This window comes from Agrococcus baldri, assembly GCA_900114805.1.
Lineage (GTDB): Bacteria > Actinomycetota > Actinomycetes > Actinomycetales > Microbacteriaceae > Agrococcus > Agrococcus baldri.
In genome coordinates this window covers 65,881-79,703 of record FOZN01000003.1, presented here as the reverse complement: position 1 = coordinate 79,703, position 13,823 = coordinate 65,881, and the positions used below count along the sequence as shown (strand labels likewise).

Sequence of the window (13,823 nt, the reverse complement as noted above, 5' to 3'; positions counted from 1 at the left end):
CAGCTCGACTCCACGGCCGACGCCGCGGCGCGTCAGATCGACGGCACGGCCACGGCGCCGACGAAGACGTCGACGACCTGCCGCACGTTGTCGGTGAGGCCCTCGAGCGGGCCGCCAGGCTGATACCAGCCCGGCTGCGCGGAGATGATGAACGCCGCGGCACCGCCCTGGGTCGCGATCAGGAGCATGGCGATGGCCGTCAGCGCCAGCAGCGGTGCGCCGATGCGGGCTCGTCGCACAGAATCCGCGGCGCCGTGCATCGCGAGCGCCGTGATCGGCACGACGGCTGGCAGCAGGTAGCGGCCCTGCACGCCGAGCGGCGCGCCGAACGCCCGCCAGTCGCCGAAGTTGTGCCAGAACAGGATCGCCAGGTACAGGACGCTCGAGAGCACGATCGGCAGCAGCTCGCGCAGGCGCGGCGCGGTGGGCCACACGACGGCGGCGATGGCGATGACGGAGATCACCGCGATCGGGATCGCGACGGAGACGAAGGTGGAGACGACCGGCGGCGCGAACCAATACCAGACGGCCTGCAGGTAGACCATCAGCCGCGGCACCCACTCGTCGAAGAAGAACTGCGTCATGGTGCTCAGCGACAGCGGCAGGTCGGCGAAGGCCGCATCCGCCTCCCTGTTGCGCTCCCAGACGCCGTACGTCGAGCATCGCAGCTCGTTCAGCACCGCGGCGCAGTCGGGCGAGGGGGAACCGTACTCGACGATGTTGAGCACGAAGCGCTCGACGCAGAGCGCCACGAGCACGAGCGTCACGAGCGCGAGGGCGGCCAGGGCGATCATCCCGGGGCGGCGGGCCGGCCGCGCCGGCAGCGCGCGGCCGCGGATGACCGCCAGCGCCACGAACGCGAGCAGCACGAGCACGATGGGCGCCGCGTGGAACTTCGTGAGCACCGCGGCGAGGCCCAGCGCGACCGCGCCGAGCACCCCGAGCCAGGTCGCGCCGCCGGCGAACTGGCGCACCGCCACCCAGCCGCATGCGGCGACCAGCAGCAGCATCGCTGAGTCGTAGTTGACCTGTGCGGCGAGGAAGGGGGTGACGGGGAGCGCCGCGTAGGCCACACCCGCCAGGTTCGCCACCGTGCCGGAGACGCCGGCCGCGCGGACTGCTCCGATCATGCACAGCACCGCACCGACGTGCATCGCGACGGTCAGCAGCCGCAGCACGATGACGCGATCGAACTCCGCGGCACCGGCGTCGGCCATCCAGCGATCTGGGAACGAGAGCAGGTAGTGATAGAGGTAGGAGGAGCTGCGACTCGTCGCGCCGACACCCTCCTGCGCCGCCTCGGTCGGGAACCAGGGCAGCGCGTGCTGCGCGTGCACCGCGATCGAGTCGAGGTGCCATTCCTCGTCGAAGACCATGCCCATCCGGGCGGTCAGCGCGATCCAGGCCGAGCCGAGACCCAGCCAGAGCAGGATCAGCGCGGTCGTCCAGCGGCTGCCCACCGCCCGCAGGATCAGCTCCGCTGCACTGTGCATGCGCACTCCGGCACCGCGCATCCGCTCGCCGACCGTACGCATCCGCTCGCGCAGCACAGCATCACCCCTCATCTCGGGCGCCTTGCCCCGCGCAGTCTAGCGAGCACGCGTGGGGATCGACGGTAGACTCGTGTGTCGCGAAAGGGGCCCCGTGAAGCTGTTCATCCAGATCCCGTGCCTGAACGAGGAGCAGACGCTCCCGATGGTGCTCGAGACGATCCCGAAGGAGATCCCCGGGGTCGACGAGATCCACATCCTGGTGATCGATGACGGCTCGTCGGACCGCACGGTCGAGGTCGCCCGGGAGCACGGCGTGCGCCACTTCGTGCGCCACCGCCGCAACATGGGGCTCGCTCGCTCGTTCCACGACGGGATCGAGTACGCGCTGTCGCACGGGGCCGACATCGTCGTGAACACCGACGGCGACAACCAGTACCCGCAGGAGATGATCGGCGAGCTCGTGCAGCCGGTGCTCCGAGGCGAGGCCGAGATCGTCGTGGCCGATCGTCAGACGCAGACCATCGAGCACTTCTCGCCGTTCAAGAAGGCCATGCAGCGGTTCGGCAGCTGGGTCGTCAACCAGGCGGCGGGCACCGACCTCCCTGATGCCGCGAGCGGCTTCCGCGCCTACTCGAAGTACGCGCTGATCCGGCTCAACATCGTCACGCGCTTCAGCTACTGCATGGAGACGATCATCCAGGCCGGCAACAAGCGCCTGGCGATCACATCGATCCCGGTCACCACCAACGCCAAGACCCGCGAATCACGGCTGTTCAAGAACATCTGGCAGCACATGCGCGAATCCGGCCTCGCGATCCTGCGCGCCTACTTCATGTACAAGCCCTACGTCTTCTTCGCGACGCTCGGCACACTGTTCGCGATCGCAGGGGCGATCCCGTTCGTGCGCTACCTGGTGCTGGTGTGGCTGGAGACCCCGGGCGACCACGTGCAGTCGATCCTGCTCGGCGTGCTCCTGTTCGTCGGCGCACTGCTGTCGTTCGCCATGGGTGCGATCGCCGACCTCATCCGCATCACGCGCTCCCTGCAGGAGGACTCGCTGGAGCTCGACAAGCTCGATCGCTACGGTGCGACGCGCAACTGGGTCACGTTCCCCGAGGACCCGCAGCATCAGCACCGGTCGGCTGCGGCCTGAGTCCCATCCGCCGCAGCCCGAGCCAGCCCACGCCCGCGACCACCACGTCGCCGAGCAGCATCGCGAAGCGACTCACGAGCGCCATCGAGAGGGCCGCGGGCACCCCGATGACCCCGCCGAGCGCGAGCACGAGCACGCCCTCCCGAGCGCCGGCGCCCGCGGGGAGGAAGATGATCACGAAGCCGGCGACCCAGGCGAACGCGTAGGCGGAGCCAGCCAGCAGCAGCGTGCCCGGGTCATCCACCAGCGGGGCGATGAGGAGCGCGAAGTGGACGCCGAAGGCGATCCACATCAGTGCGCACCAGCCGGTGGCGGCGAGCATCGGGGCGGGTCGCACCGTCACCTCGCGGAGCGCGTCGCGGCGGAGGACCCGCCCGGCGAGGCGGAGCACCAGCTGCAGCAGCGGCGGCCACAGCGCGACAGCGCACAGCAGGCTGGCCGGTGCGATCCACCAGTACGTCAGCAGCACCTCCGAGCCGGCGAGCAGCAGGCCGACGCCGCCGACGAGCATGCCAGAGAGCACGCTGACGAGCATCTGCGCGAGCGAGGCGGCCGCGGTGACGCTGCGGCCGATGCCGTGCCTCGCCGCCAGATCCGCCTGCGCGAGCACCGCCCAGACACTGCCCGGCACGTACTTCGCCAGCTGACCGACGAAGTAGGTGCTGGCTGATGCGCCGAGGGGCAGGGTCGCGTCGAGCGCGCGCATGCACGCGCGCCACGAGAGCATCGCGAAGCAGATGCCCACCATCGCTGCCAGCACAGCGCCCGCGACCACGGCCAGGTGCAGCTGGGCGAGCGCGGCCGCCACGTCGGACCACGAGGCGATCACGAACCAGGCGATGCAGGCGACCACCACCACCGCGAAGCCGATCCGCACCGCCCGGAGCAGCGCAGCGCGACGTCGGGAGGCGTTCGAAGCGGCGGCAGGCACGGGTGCAAGCCTAGCCGCGCCCCTCGTGGGACGATGGTGGCGATGGATACCGCCGCTCGTCCCCGCCTGCTCGTCGTCGCCTCGACGTTCCCCGCGAGCGCCGGTGACGGGACGCCCGCGTTCGTGCGCGACCTGGCGCTGGAGGAGGCCGAGGCCTTCGACGTGCTGGTGCTGGTGCCCCGCGTGCCCGAGGCCGCCGCCGAGGAGGCCGACGGAGCGCTGCGCGTGCGCCGCTACGCCTACTTCCCCCGTCGCTGGGAGGCCCTCGCGCACGGCGCGATCCTCGAGAACCTGCGCGCGCGGCGATCGCTCTGGCTGCAGGTCCCCTCGCTGTTCGCGGCCCAGTGGCTCGCCACCCGCCGGGCGATGCGCGAGTTCCAGCCGGACGCGGTGCACGTGCACTGGATCGTGCCGCAGGGGATCGTGGTGCGCTCGCTCGCCGGGCGTGTGCCGATGCTCGTCACCACCCTCGGCGGCGACCTGTACGCGCTGAACGGCGGCGTGATGCGCCGCGTCAAGCGCTGGGTGCTCGGCCGCGCCGCCGGCGTCACGGTGATGAACCAGGACATGGCCGAGCGCGTGGTCGAACTCGGTGCCGCGCCGGAGGGCGTCAGCGTCGAGCCGATGGGCGCCGATATCGGCGCGAGCTCCGTCGACCGCGTGCCCCGCGCGCCCGGGGAGCCTCTGCGCCTGCTGCTGGTCGGCCGGCTGGTCGAGAAGAAGGGCGTCGCCGTGCTGCTCGGCGCGCTGCGCACCCTGCCGGAGGGCTGGCAGCTGACGGTGGTCGGCGACGGTCCCCTCCGAGCGACGCTCGAGGCCCAGGCGAGGGGCCTGCCGGTGCGATTCCTCGGGCAGCAGGGCCGCGCGGCGCTCGCCGAGCAGTACGCGCGCGCCGACGTGGTCGTCGCGCCGTCGGTGATCGCCCGCAACGGGGATCAGGACGGCCTCCCCGTCGCCCTGCTCGAGGCGATGCTCGCAGGCTGCGCTGTCGTCGTCAGCGACCTGCCAGGACTGGCGGACGTCGCGGTCGACGGGGCCGCAGCGGTCGTGCCGTCCGGCGACCCCGCTGCGCTGGCAGACACGATCGCACAGCTCATCGCCGATGACGAGCGCGTGCGGCAGCTGGGCGGCGCGGCACCCGCGGCCGCCGAGCGCTTCGCCATGCCGGCGGTCGGTGCCCGCTACCGCGAGCGGCTGCTCGCCCTCGTGCAGCGCGGTCGCTGAGCCATGGCCGAGGACGGCGCGACCGCGGTGCCGCGGATCGTCGTGCTGATGGCCACGCATCAGGGCGCGCGCTACATCGACGAGCAGCTGCGCACGGTGCTGGGCCAGCAGGGCGTCGAGGTGCGACTGGTCATCTCGGACGACGCATCGACCGATGGCACCGCGGCGATCGTCGCCTCCGCCGCACACGACCCGCGCGTCACTGTGCTGCCGGCGCGCCGCTCGGGCAGCGCGCCCGGCAACTTCCTGCGCCTCGTCCGCGAGGCGGACGTCGCCGACGCCGACGCGGTCGCCTTCGTCGATCAGGATGATCTCTGGCACCTCGACAAGCTCTCGCGCCAGTGGGCGCTGCTCGGCTCCCGCGGCGCCGACGCCGTCTCGAGCGACGTGCTCGCCTTCTGGGGGCCCGACCCCGAGCACGCCACCGCCGCACGGATGCTGCGCAAGTCGCAGCCGCAGCGCGAGCTGGACTTCCTGCTCGAGTCGGCCGGGCCCGGCTGCACCTTCCTGATGTCCGCGCGCGCCTTCGCGACCATCCGCGAGGTGGTGGCCGACCCCGCTCGCATCGACCCCTCGGTGCCGCACGACTGGCTGGCCTACGCCATCGTGCGCGCCACCGGCGGCAGCTGGTACATCGACGACGAGTCGACCCTCGACTACCGCCAGCACGGCAAGAACACCACCGGCGCGAACGTGGGCCTGCGGCAGGCAGCGGTGCGCGGCGGGAAGCTCGCGAACGGCGAGTACCGCCGGCAGTGCGGTGCGGTGGCACGGCTGAGCGCTGAGCTCGCCGAGGGCGCACTCGGCGCCCGGCTCGCGGCCGTGGCCCCGCTGTTCGACCGCAGCGACCTCGCCTCGCGGCGGGCGCTGTGGCGGATCGCACCGCAGCTGCGCCGCGACCCGCGCGACGTCGTGCTGCTGCGCCTCGTGCTGCTGCTGGGCACCTGGTGAGCCCGGGCGACTCAGTCGTCGGCGGCGATGCGCTCGATCTCGGACGCACCGAGCGCGGCTGAGATCTGCCGGTCGTTGCCCTCGCCGAAGACGTTGTGCCAGTAGAGCCCGGTGGTCTGCGTGCCCGGCACGAAGGGGTAGTTCGCTGCCACCTCGCGCACCTGCGCCGTGCGGATGCCCGCACGCACAGCCGTCGCGTGCAGCCACACGTCGTCGGCGGTGGGCGTGAGCTCCAGGAACGCGCGGCCGCGCTCGCGGAGCGCTTCCAGCAGCTGCACGGGCAGCAGCTGCCCTGACACCGAGGTGCCGAAGCCGGCGAAGCTCGGCCGCGTGTGGGCCACCGGCCGCCACTCGACGTACGGCTTCGGTGCGCTGCCCTCGACCTCGATCCGGTGCGCTCGGTGGGCGATCACGGCGCCAGGATGCCGCGCGGCGGCCCCCAGCAGATCGGCGAGCCACGCCCTCGGGTAGAGCTGGTCGTCGTCGCTCGTGACGATCGCCGATCGGTGCGGGGCTCCCCCATCCACCTGCGGGAACCACTTGGTGTGCACGCCGAGGCCCGGCTCGACGTGCCGCACCTCGAGCCCGCGCCGCTCGAGACGCTGCAGCGAGGACGGCAGCGTCGCGAGGCTCGGGTCGTCGAGCCACAGCACCAGCCGGCGCGGGCGCTCGCTGCCGCGCGCGATCGACTCGATCGCCGCCCAGACGAGATGGATGCGCGGCGCCACGGTGGTCATGACGACCACGGCATCCCCCGTGCCGCGCACGTCGCGCCGCGAGACCAGGTTGTGCAGCCGCAGCCGGGCGAGCTCGGAGACCGTGCGCGCAGTCGGCGCGTCGTCGTAGAAGCCCGTGCCGCGGGCGACGCCGAGCGCGCGCAGGCCGGCGCCGCGCGCCCGCGAGCGCATCGCTCTCACGGCAGAGGGGATAGATGCGCGCACCTGGCCACGATAGCGGCCGCGCCTCGCTCGCACCGGTCGCGAGCGGCGGTAGACTCGGCCGGTCCCCCCACTGACCGAGAGGCTTCCCGAGACGTGCAGATCCTCGTGACCGGCGGCGCCGGCTTCATCGGCTCGAACTTCGTCAGGATGGCGCTCGACGACCGGCTGCCCGGGCTCGAGGGGGCGTCCGTCACCGTGCTCGACGCGCTGACGTACTCCGGGAACCTGGCGAACCTCGCCCCCGTGGCCGAGCATCCGCACTACCGCTTCGTGCACGGCGACATCCGTGACACCGGTCTGCTCGACCGCATCCTGCCGGGTGTCGACGCGATCGTGCACTTCGCCGCCGAGAGCCACGTCGACCGCTCGGTGCGCGACGCCTCCGTCTTCGTCGAGACCAACGTGGTCGGCACCCAGCGGCTCCTCGACGCGGCACTGCGCCACAGCATCCGCCGCTTCGTGCATGTCTCGACCGATGAGGTGTACGGCTCGATCGCCGAGGGCTCGTGGGATGAGGCATGCCCGCTCGAGCCGGGCAGCCCCTACTCGGCGTCGAAGGCCGGCAGCGACCTGCTCGCGCGCAGCTACCACCGCACGCACGGCCTCGACGTGCGCATCACGCGCTGCTCGAACAACTACGGGCCGTACCACTTCCCCGAGAAGCTCATCCCGCTGTTCCTCACCAATCTCATCGACGGACTGCCCGTGCCGCTCTACGGCGACGGCGAGAACGTGCGCGACTGGCTGCACGTGGACGACCACTGCCGCGGGGTCGCGCTGGTGCTCGCCGGCGGCCGCCCGGGCGAGATCTACAACATCGGCGGCGGCACCGAGCTCAGCAATCGCGAGCTGACCGAGCTGCTGCTGGAGGCCACCGGCCGCGACGGCTCGTCGGTGCAGCACGTCGAGGACCGCAAGGGCCACGACTTCCGCTACTCCGTCGACAGCTCCAAGATCGCCGACGAGCTCGGCTACGCGCCGCAGGTGCCGTTCGAGCAGGGGCTCGCCGAGACGGTGCAGTGGTACCGCGACCGCCGCTCGTGGTGGGAGCCGCTGAAGGAACGAGCCGCGCTGTGAACCGCCGCGGAGACGGGCAGGACGCATGAGCGATCGACTCACGGTGGTGCTCGACGAGGTCGCGGAGCAGTCGGTCACGATGGTCGGGCGGTACTCGGCCGAGATGGCCCGGGGCCTGATCGCCACCGCGCCAGAGGGCTTCGAGGTCGCCGGGATCTCGCCCAAGATCACCGATGCCCGCGCGGCGCGCGCGAAGGCGCAGCTGCCCGGTCTCGCCGAGCTGCGGCAGACGGCCGTGCCCGCCCGGGAGCTGCGCGAGGCGTGGCTGCACAGCATCACCACGATCCCGGTGCGCGGCCTGGTGCACGCCACGAGCCTGATGGCGCCGCTCCCCCGCGAGCGCGAGGTGGGCGATCAGGTCACGGTCACCGTGCACGGGCTGCAGCCCTTCTCCGATCGCTCGGAGCGCAAGCAGCGCTGGTTCGATCGTGCGCTGCGGCGCGCCCTCGCCCGCGCCGACGGCATCGTGGTGCCGACCACCGCGGTCGCCGAGGATCTCTCGCTGCTCGACGACGAGCTCGCCGGGCGGCTGCGCGTCGTGCCGCCGGCGCCCTCTGCCGCACTGCTCGCGGCGGCCGCAGCGCCGCCGGCGCGCGCGCTGACCCTGCCCCAGGAGTACGTGCTCGCGCTCACGCAGCCGAGCGGGCGCGGGCACGCCGAGCGGCTGGTGGAGACCATCGTCAGCGCGCAGATGCCGGATGTCCGGGTCGTCGTCGCGGGCCCGGTCGAGTGGGATGACACCACCCTCGCCGCCATCGCCGTGGAGGCGGGCATCCCGGCGGGCCGGCTGGTGATGCTCGGCGACCTCTCGGATGCCGACCTCGCCACGGTCTACCGGCGGGCGCTCGCGCACCTGCACACGAACGAGCAGGATGCGCTCGGGCTGTCGCTGCTGGAGGCCGGGTCGCTCGGCACCCCGACGGTGCATCCCGCGACGCGCTCGCTGGATGAGATCGCCGGCGGCACGAGCGTCGCGGTCGAGGGCGGCGCGCACGAGCTGGCGGGTGCGCTGGCAGAGCTGCTGGGCGACGACCAGCGACGCGCGAGCCTCGCCCTGCACGCGCAGGACCGCGCGCAGGCGTTCACCTGGGAGGGCGCCGCCCGGCAGGTGTGGGAGCTCCAGGCCGAGCTCTAGGGCGCCGGCGACTGGCTCGGCGGCACCAGCGCGTCCGCCTCCGCGAGCGTCTGCTGCACCAGCGCGTGGATCGCGTCGAAGTTGGGGGCGCCGGTGTCGATACCCTGCTCCGGCACCAGCTCGAGGTTCGTGATCTCCATCTGCCTGGTCTGCAGCGCCAGCTCGCTCAGCGAGCCGATCATCGACTGGGGGATGTCGGTCTCGACCATGTCCTGCCCGGCTGCTGCGAGCTGCGTGTACTTCGTCAGCAGGGTCTGCGGCGTGAACTGCGTGACGATGGCCTCCTGCACCTGCCGCTGGCGAGCCATCCGCTCGTAGTCGTTCGACTGGTAGCGCGACCGCGCGTACCAGAGCGCGTGCCCGCCATCGAGGTGCTGGGGGCCCGCTTCGATGTAGGCGAAGGGCTCCGCGCCGTCCACTCCCAGGGCGACGCGCTCCGCCACCTCGACGTCGATCCCGCCGAGCGCATCCACGAGATCGGCGAAGCCGTGCATGTCGACGAGCACGAAGAACTGCAGCTCGAGGCCCGTGACTCCCTCGACCGCGTCGCGGGTCGCCTCGATGCCGGGGCTCGAGCCGTTGGCGACCGCGTCGGGGTAGAGCTCGGGGTGCGCCTCGCCGTAGGTGTAGGTGCCGTTCAGCAGGCAGTCGCTCGACTCGCAATCGAAGCCGTCCGGCCACGGCCCCCACATCGGCGAGCCCTCCGAGAAGGGAGCATTGCGCAGGTTGCGCGGCACGCCGATCATCGTCGCCGCTCCGGTCTCCGCGTTCACGGTGACGGCGGTCATCGAGTCGGCGCGCAGGCCGACGCGATCGTCGCCGGCGTCGCCGCCGAGCAGCAGGAAGGTGTAGCGGCCGTCGATGGGCTCCACGGCGGGCCGCGCGAAGTCGAAGATGCTGCCCACCAGGCCGCGGGTGGCGTCGACCAGCGTGGCCCCGTAGCCGGCGAACGCCGCGGGCACGACCGTGGCAAGCACGGCGACGATCGCGATCGCCCCCCGCGCGCCGCCCGTGACCTTGCGCAGGCGGGCGAGCCGCAGCGTGTCGAGGCCGAGCACGAGCCAGAGGACGGCGTAGGCGATCAGCAGCACCTCGATCACCAGCAGGCCGATCGAGTTGCCGACGATCGTGATGAGCGCACCGCGGGCGGCGAACCACATGACGCCCGCGATCGCGAGCAGCACCAGCAGCACGAGGGTGGCGACGAGCCCGATGCGGCCGAGCCGCTTGCTGCCGGCGAGCACCTGGGCGCTGCCGGGCAGCAGGAACCCGATGATGACGAGCCACCAGCCGCGACGCTGCATGACCTCCGGGCGGCGCGAGTCTGGGTGGCGGATCGGTGTGCCGGTCTCCAGCAGCGTCATGCGCCCGTTTCCGCGCGCTCGCCCGTCGCCACGCGCTCCCGCAAGGCCTGCGCCTTGCCGTCCACCTGGCGCTCGAGCTCGGCCGCGAACGCATCGAGGCGCGTGCCGAGCTCGGCGTCGAACGCACCCAGCATGCGGGCGGCGAGGATGCCGGCGTTGCGGGCGCCGCCGATCGAGACGGTGGCGACCGGGATGCCGGCCGGCATCTGCACGATCGAGAGGAGGCTGTCGAGCCCGTCGAGCTTCTCCAGCGGCACCGGCACGCCGATGACGGGCAGCCGGGTCATCGAGGCGACCATGCCGGGCAGATGCGCTGCTCCGCCGGCTCCGGCGATGATGACGCGCACGCCGCGGTCGGCGGCGCCGCGCGCGAAGTCGACCATCTTCTGCGGCGTGCGGTGCGCGGAGACGACGTCGACCTCCGACGCGACGCCGAGCTCATCGAGCACGGCTTTCGCCGCCTCCATGACCCGCCAGTCGGAGTCGGAGCCCATGATGATGCTGACCTGCGCTGCCATGCCGTCCAGGGTACGGCCGCCGCCTATGGGTGTCGGATCCGCCCCGCCGGGTCCCGCATCCGCGTTCACGCGTCGAACTGCGCGGCGGCGGCGCGGGCGCGGTAGGCGACCTCGTCCAGCTCGTCGCCGACGGCGGTCACGTGCCCGACCTTGCGACCGGGTCGGGCCGATTTCGCGTAGGAGTGCACCTTCACATCCGGATGGGCGGCGAGGGCGGATGCGTACCGGTCGGTCATGGAGCCGGAGTCCGGCCCGCCGATCACGTTCACCATCACGCTCGTCGGCGCCAGCAGCGCGGTCGAGCCCAGCGGCAGGTCGAGCACTGCGCGCAGATGCTGCTCGAACTGGCTCGTGACCGCGCCGTCGATCGTCCAGTGCCCGGAGTTGTGGGGCCGCATGGCGAGCTCGTTGATCAGCACCCGGCCGTCGGTGGTCTCGAACATCTCGATCGCGAGCACGCCCGTGACTCCGATGCCCTCCGCGACCGCCCTGGCGACGTCGTCGACCACGGGCTGGATGCTCGCCGCGTGCGGCGCGGGTGCCAGCACCTCGACGCAGATGCCCTGCTCCTGCACCGTCTGCACGAGCGGCCACACCACGGCCTCGCCCGAGGGCCGCCGCGCGATCAGCTGCGCGAGCTCGCGGCTGAACGGCACGAGCTCCTCGACCAGCAGCCGCGGCCCGCCCGCCGCGGCGCCGTCGAGCCAGTCGCTCGCCTCGGCGGCCGAGCGCACCACTCGCACGCCCTTGCCGTCGTAGCCGCCGGTGGCGGTCTTCACGACCCCGACGCCGCCGTGGTCGGCCAGGAACCGCTCGAGGTCGCCCACCGCATCCACCGGTGCCCAGTCGGGCTGCGGCACGCCGAGCTCGGCCATCCGCGCCCGCATCTGGCGCTTGTCCTGCGCGAAGCGCAGCGCGTCGGGGCCCGGGTGCACCGCGACGCCCGCATCCACGAGCGCCCGCAGCACCTCCTGCGGCACGTGCTCGTGGTCGAAGGTGATGACGTCGACGTCCTCGGCGAAGGCGAGCACGACGGATGCGTCCCGGTAGTCGCCGACGGCGGTGGCCGCGAGCGAGGCGGACATGCCCTCGCCCTCGGCGAGCACGCGGATCTCGACGCCGAGCTCGATCGCGGCCGGGATCATCATGCGGGCGAGCTGTCCCCCGCCGACCACGCCGACGATCATGCTGTCGGCACCGTGTCCGGGCGGCCGAGGCCGATGACGGTGAAGCCGGCTGCGGCCCACGCGCGCGCGTCGAGCGTGTTGCGGCCGTCGACGATCACGCGCGCGGTGGTCGCGCCGGCGACCTCCGCCGGCACGAGGTCGCGGAAGTGCTGCCACTCGGTGCCGAGTGCGAGCACGTCCGCCCCCGCGATCGCCTCGTCGATCGAGTCGACGATCTCGAGCGTCGGCACCGAGCGGCGCGCGGTCTCCGCCGCCTCCGGGTCGAACGCCTTCACCACGCGGCCGTTCTCCTGCAGCGTGCGCGCCACGTCCAGCGCCGGGGAGTCGCGCACGTCATCGCTGTTCGGCTTGAAGGCCAGGCCGAGCATGCCCACCCGATCGCCGCCGACCGCGGCGAGCTGGCCCTCGATGAGCTCGACCATGCGGTCTCGGCGTCGCAGGTTGATCTGGTCGATCTCGCGCAGGAAGCCGAGCGACCGGCCGTGGCCGAGCTCGTCGGCGCGAGCCTGGAACGCCCGGATGTCCTTCGGGAGGCAGCCGCCTCCGAAGCCGAGGCCGGCGTTCAGGAAGCGCCGGCCGATGCGCGCGTCGAGGCCGATCGCATCGGCGAGCTGGGTCACGTCGGCACCGACGGTCTCCGACAGCTCGGCCATCGCGTTGATGAAGGAGATCTTCGTGGCGAGGAAGGCGTTGGCGCTCACCTTCACGAGCTCGGCGGTGGCGAAGTTCATCACCAGCCGCTCGGTGCCGCTGGCGAGGATACCGGCGTAGACCTCGTCGAGCCGTGCGACGGCGGCCTCGTCGCCGTCGGCCACGCCGTAGACCAGTCGGTCGGGGGTGAGCGTGTCCTGGACGGCGAAGCCCTCGCGGAGGAACTCCGGGTTCCAGGCGAGCGCAGCACCCGTCGCCGTCACCAGCTCGGAGAGCCGCTGCGCGGTGCCGACGGGCACGGTCGACTTGCCCGCCACCAGCGTGCCGGGGCCGATGTGCGGCAGGAGCGACGCGACCGCCGCGTCGACGTAGGTGAGGTCGGCGGCATCGGAGCCGGCGCGCTGCGGCGTGCCGACAGCGATGAAGACCACGTCGCTGCCGGCGGCCTCGCCGATGTCGGTCGTGAAGCGCAGCGTGCCCGCATCCACCCCGTCCTTGAGCAGCTCGGGCAGGCCCGGCTCGTAGAAGGGCGGCTCGCCGCGGCGCAGTCGCTCGATCTTCGCCTCGTCGACATCGACGCCCACGGTCTCGTAGCCGAGCGACGCCATGGCGGCAGCGTGCACTGCACCCAAGTAACCGCATCCGATCACGGCGATCTTCATCTGAGCTCCTTCTGCGTGCCGCACCAGCCGATGCGGAGAGTATTTCAGGCGCCGACGCCGGCGTCGGGGGTGACGATGCCGCGCGCGCCCAGCAGCTCGGAGAGCATCCGCTGCACGAGCGGGGCGGCGGGCACGTCGGAGAGGATGACGGCGCGGTCCCCGCCGGTCGAGAGCAGCACGTCGCCGGCACCGAACAGCGCCTGCAGCCCGCGCCGCCGCACGGTCACGTCATGCACGCGGGCGAGCATGGTCTCGCGTCGGGTGCCGCCGAAGCCCGTGCGGATGATGACGCGCTCGGTGGTGAACGTGAAGCCGCGCGAGAGCCACGCGAGCGTCGGCACGACGGTCAGCAGCACGACGACGATGGCGGCGACGGTGAGCACGGCGATGTTCCAGAACGGCCAGTCGACCCGATCGAGCAGCAGCATCGCCAGGCCGACGCACAACCACAGCACGAGCACGGGCACCACGAGGGCACGCCCATGCGGTCGCATGCGCGCGATGATTCGCTCCTCGCCGGCTGGCACCCGACGATT

Annotated in this window: 13 protein-coding genes; 5 read left to right on the top strand and 8 right to left on the bottom strand. The window is 72.4% G+C overall.

Annotated features, from left to right (window positions below; genetic code table 11):
* Nucleotides 1-32 precede the first annotated feature (32 nt).
* On the bottom strand, nt 33-1,565 hold the full coding sequence (locus BM288_RS08680) for a hypothetical protein (protein ID WP_092918007.1): 1,533 nt from the start codon (nt 1,563-1,565) through the stop codon (nt 33-35).
* A gap of 79 nt (nt 1,566-1,644) precedes the next feature.
* Here BM288_RS08680 and BM288_RS08675 point away from each other — a divergent pair, with 79 nt between their 5' ends.
* A complete protein-coding gene (locus tag BM288_RS08675; protein ID WP_092918005.1) occupies nt 1,645-2,646 on the top strand; it encodes a glycosyltransferase family 2 protein in 1,002 nt (333 codons plus the stop codon).
* Here BM288_RS08675 and BM288_RS08670 read toward each other — a convergent pair.
* Nucleotides 2,597-3,577, bottom strand: coding sequence for a lysylphosphatidylglycerol synthase domain-containing protein (locus BM288_RS08670; RefSeq protein ID WP_177220322.1), 981 nt, complete (start codon nt 3,575-3,577; stop codon nt 2,597-2,599). The two genes, BM288_RS08675 and BM288_RS08670, sit on opposite strands and share 50 nt — an antisense overlap.
* 42 nt (nt 3,578-3,619) lie before the next feature.
* On the opposite strand from BM288_RS08670, the gene BM288_RS08665 reads away from it, so the two are divergent.
* Complete coding sequence (locus BM288_RS08665) at nt 3,620-4,801, top strand: glycosyltransferase (RefSeq protein ID WP_177220321.1); 1,182 nt, start codon at nt 3,620-3,622, stop codon at nt 4,799-4,801.
* A 3-nt stretch (nt 4,802-4,804) separates the two neighbouring features.
* Complete coding sequence (locus BM288_RS08660; RefSeq protein WP_092918001.1) at nt 4,805-5,752, top strand: glycosyltransferase; 948 nt, start codon at nt 4,805-4,807, stop codon at nt 5,750-5,752.
* A gap of 11 nt (nt 5,753-5,763) precedes the next feature.
* Here the strand turns inward: BM288_RS08660 and BM288_RS08655 are convergent, their stop codons facing one another.
* On the bottom strand, nt 5,764-6,693 hold the full coding sequence (locus tag BM288_RS08655) for a glycosyltransferase (protein WP_143103071.1): 930 nt from the start codon (nt 6,691-6,693) through the stop codon (nt 5,764-5,766).
* A gap of 93 nt (nt 6,694-6,786) precedes the next feature.
* Here BM288_RS08655 and rfbB point away from each other — a divergent pair, with 93 nt between their 5' ends.
* Both rfbB and BM288_RS08645 read left to right on the top strand, forming a co-directional pair.
* Nucleotides 6,787-7,770, top strand: coding sequence for a dTDP-glucose 4,6-dehydratase (gene rfbB, locus BM288_RS08650; RefSeq protein WP_092917997.1), 984 nt, complete (start codon nt 6,787-6,789; stop codon nt 7,768-7,770).
* A 25-nt stretch (nt 7,771-7,795) separates the two neighbouring features.
* Nucleotides 7,796-8,905: a glycosyltransferase family protein gene (locus tag BM288_RS08645; RefSeq protein ID WP_092917995.1), complete on the top strand. Its 1,110-nt coding sequence runs from the start codon at nt 7,796-7,798 to the stop codon at nt 8,903-8,905.
* Here BM288_RS08645 and BM288_RS08640 read toward each other — a convergent pair.
* The 5 genes from BM288_RS08640 to BM288_RS08620 form a co-directional block, all read right to left on the bottom strand.
* Complete coding sequence (locus tag BM288_RS08640; RefSeq protein WP_092917993.1) at nt 8,902-10,269, bottom strand: LCP family protein; 1,368 nt, start codon at nt 10,267-10,269, stop codon at nt 8,902-8,904. The two genes, BM288_RS08645 and BM288_RS08640, sit on opposite strands and share 4 nt — an antisense overlap.
* Entirely contained in the window at nt 10,266-10,787 is a 522-nt protein-coding gene (purE, locus tag BM288_RS08635) for a 5-(carboxyamino)imidazole ribonucleotide mutase (protein ID WP_092917991.1), read from the bottom strand. The genes BM288_RS08640 and purE overlap by 4 nt, the downstream gene beginning before the upstream one ends.
* Before the next feature lie 65 nt (nt 10,788-10,852).
* A complete protein-coding gene (locus BM288_RS08630; protein ID WP_092917989.1) occupies nt 10,853-11,974 on the bottom strand; it encodes a 5-(carboxyamino)imidazole ribonucleotide synthase in 1,122 nt (373 codons plus the stop codon).
* Nucleotides 11,971-13,287, bottom strand: coding sequence for a UDP-glucose dehydrogenase family protein (locus BM288_RS08625; protein ID WP_092917987.1), 1,317 nt, complete (start codon nt 13,285-13,287; stop codon nt 11,971-11,973). The genes BM288_RS08630 and BM288_RS08625 overlap by 4 nt, the downstream gene beginning before the upstream one ends.
* A gap of 44 nt (nt 13,288-13,331) precedes the next feature.
* Nucleotides 13,332-13,814 carry a PH domain-containing protein gene (locus tag BM288_RS08620; protein WP_177220320.1) on the bottom strand — a complete coding sequence of 161 codons (483 nt, stop codon included), beginning with the start codon at nt 13,812-13,814 and terminating at the stop codon, nt 13,332-13,334.
* Between the last annotated feature and the right edge of the window lie 9 nt (nt 13,815-13,823).

Bases quoted from the DNA above. Each gene is read 5' to 3' on its own strand.
- BM288_RS08680 (WP_092918007.1), bottom strand. From the start codon at position 1,565: ATGAGGGGTGATGCTGTGCTGCGCGAGCGGATGCGTACGGTCGGCGAG.
- BM288_RS08665 (WP_177220321.1), top strand. From the start codon at position 3,620: ATGGATACCGCCGCTCGTCCCCGCCTGCTCGTCGTCGCCTCGACGTTC.
- BM288_RS08660 (WP_092918001.1), top strand. From the start codon at position 4,805: ATGGCCGAGGACGGCGCGACCGCGGTGCCGCGGATCGTCGTGCTGATG.
- BM288_RS08645 (WP_092917995.1), top strand. From the start codon at position 7,796: ATGAGCGATCGACTCACGGTGGTGCTCGACGAGGTCGCGGAGCAGTCG.
- BM288_RS08640 (WP_092917993.1), bottom strand. From the start codon at position 10,269: ATGACGCTGCTGGAGACCGGCACACCGATCCGCCACCCAGACTCGCGC.
- purE (WP_092917991.1), bottom strand. From the start codon at position 10,787: ATGGCAGCGCAGGTCAGCATCATCATGGGCTCCGACTCCGACTGGCGG.
- BM288_RS08630 (WP_092917989.1), bottom strand. From the start codon at position 11,974: ATGATCGTCGGCGTGGTCGGCGGGGGACAGCTCGCCCGCATGATGATC.
- BM288_RS08625 (WP_092917987.1), bottom strand. From the start codon at position 13,287: ATGAAGATCGCCGTGATCGGATGCGGTTACTTGGGTGCAGTGCACGCT.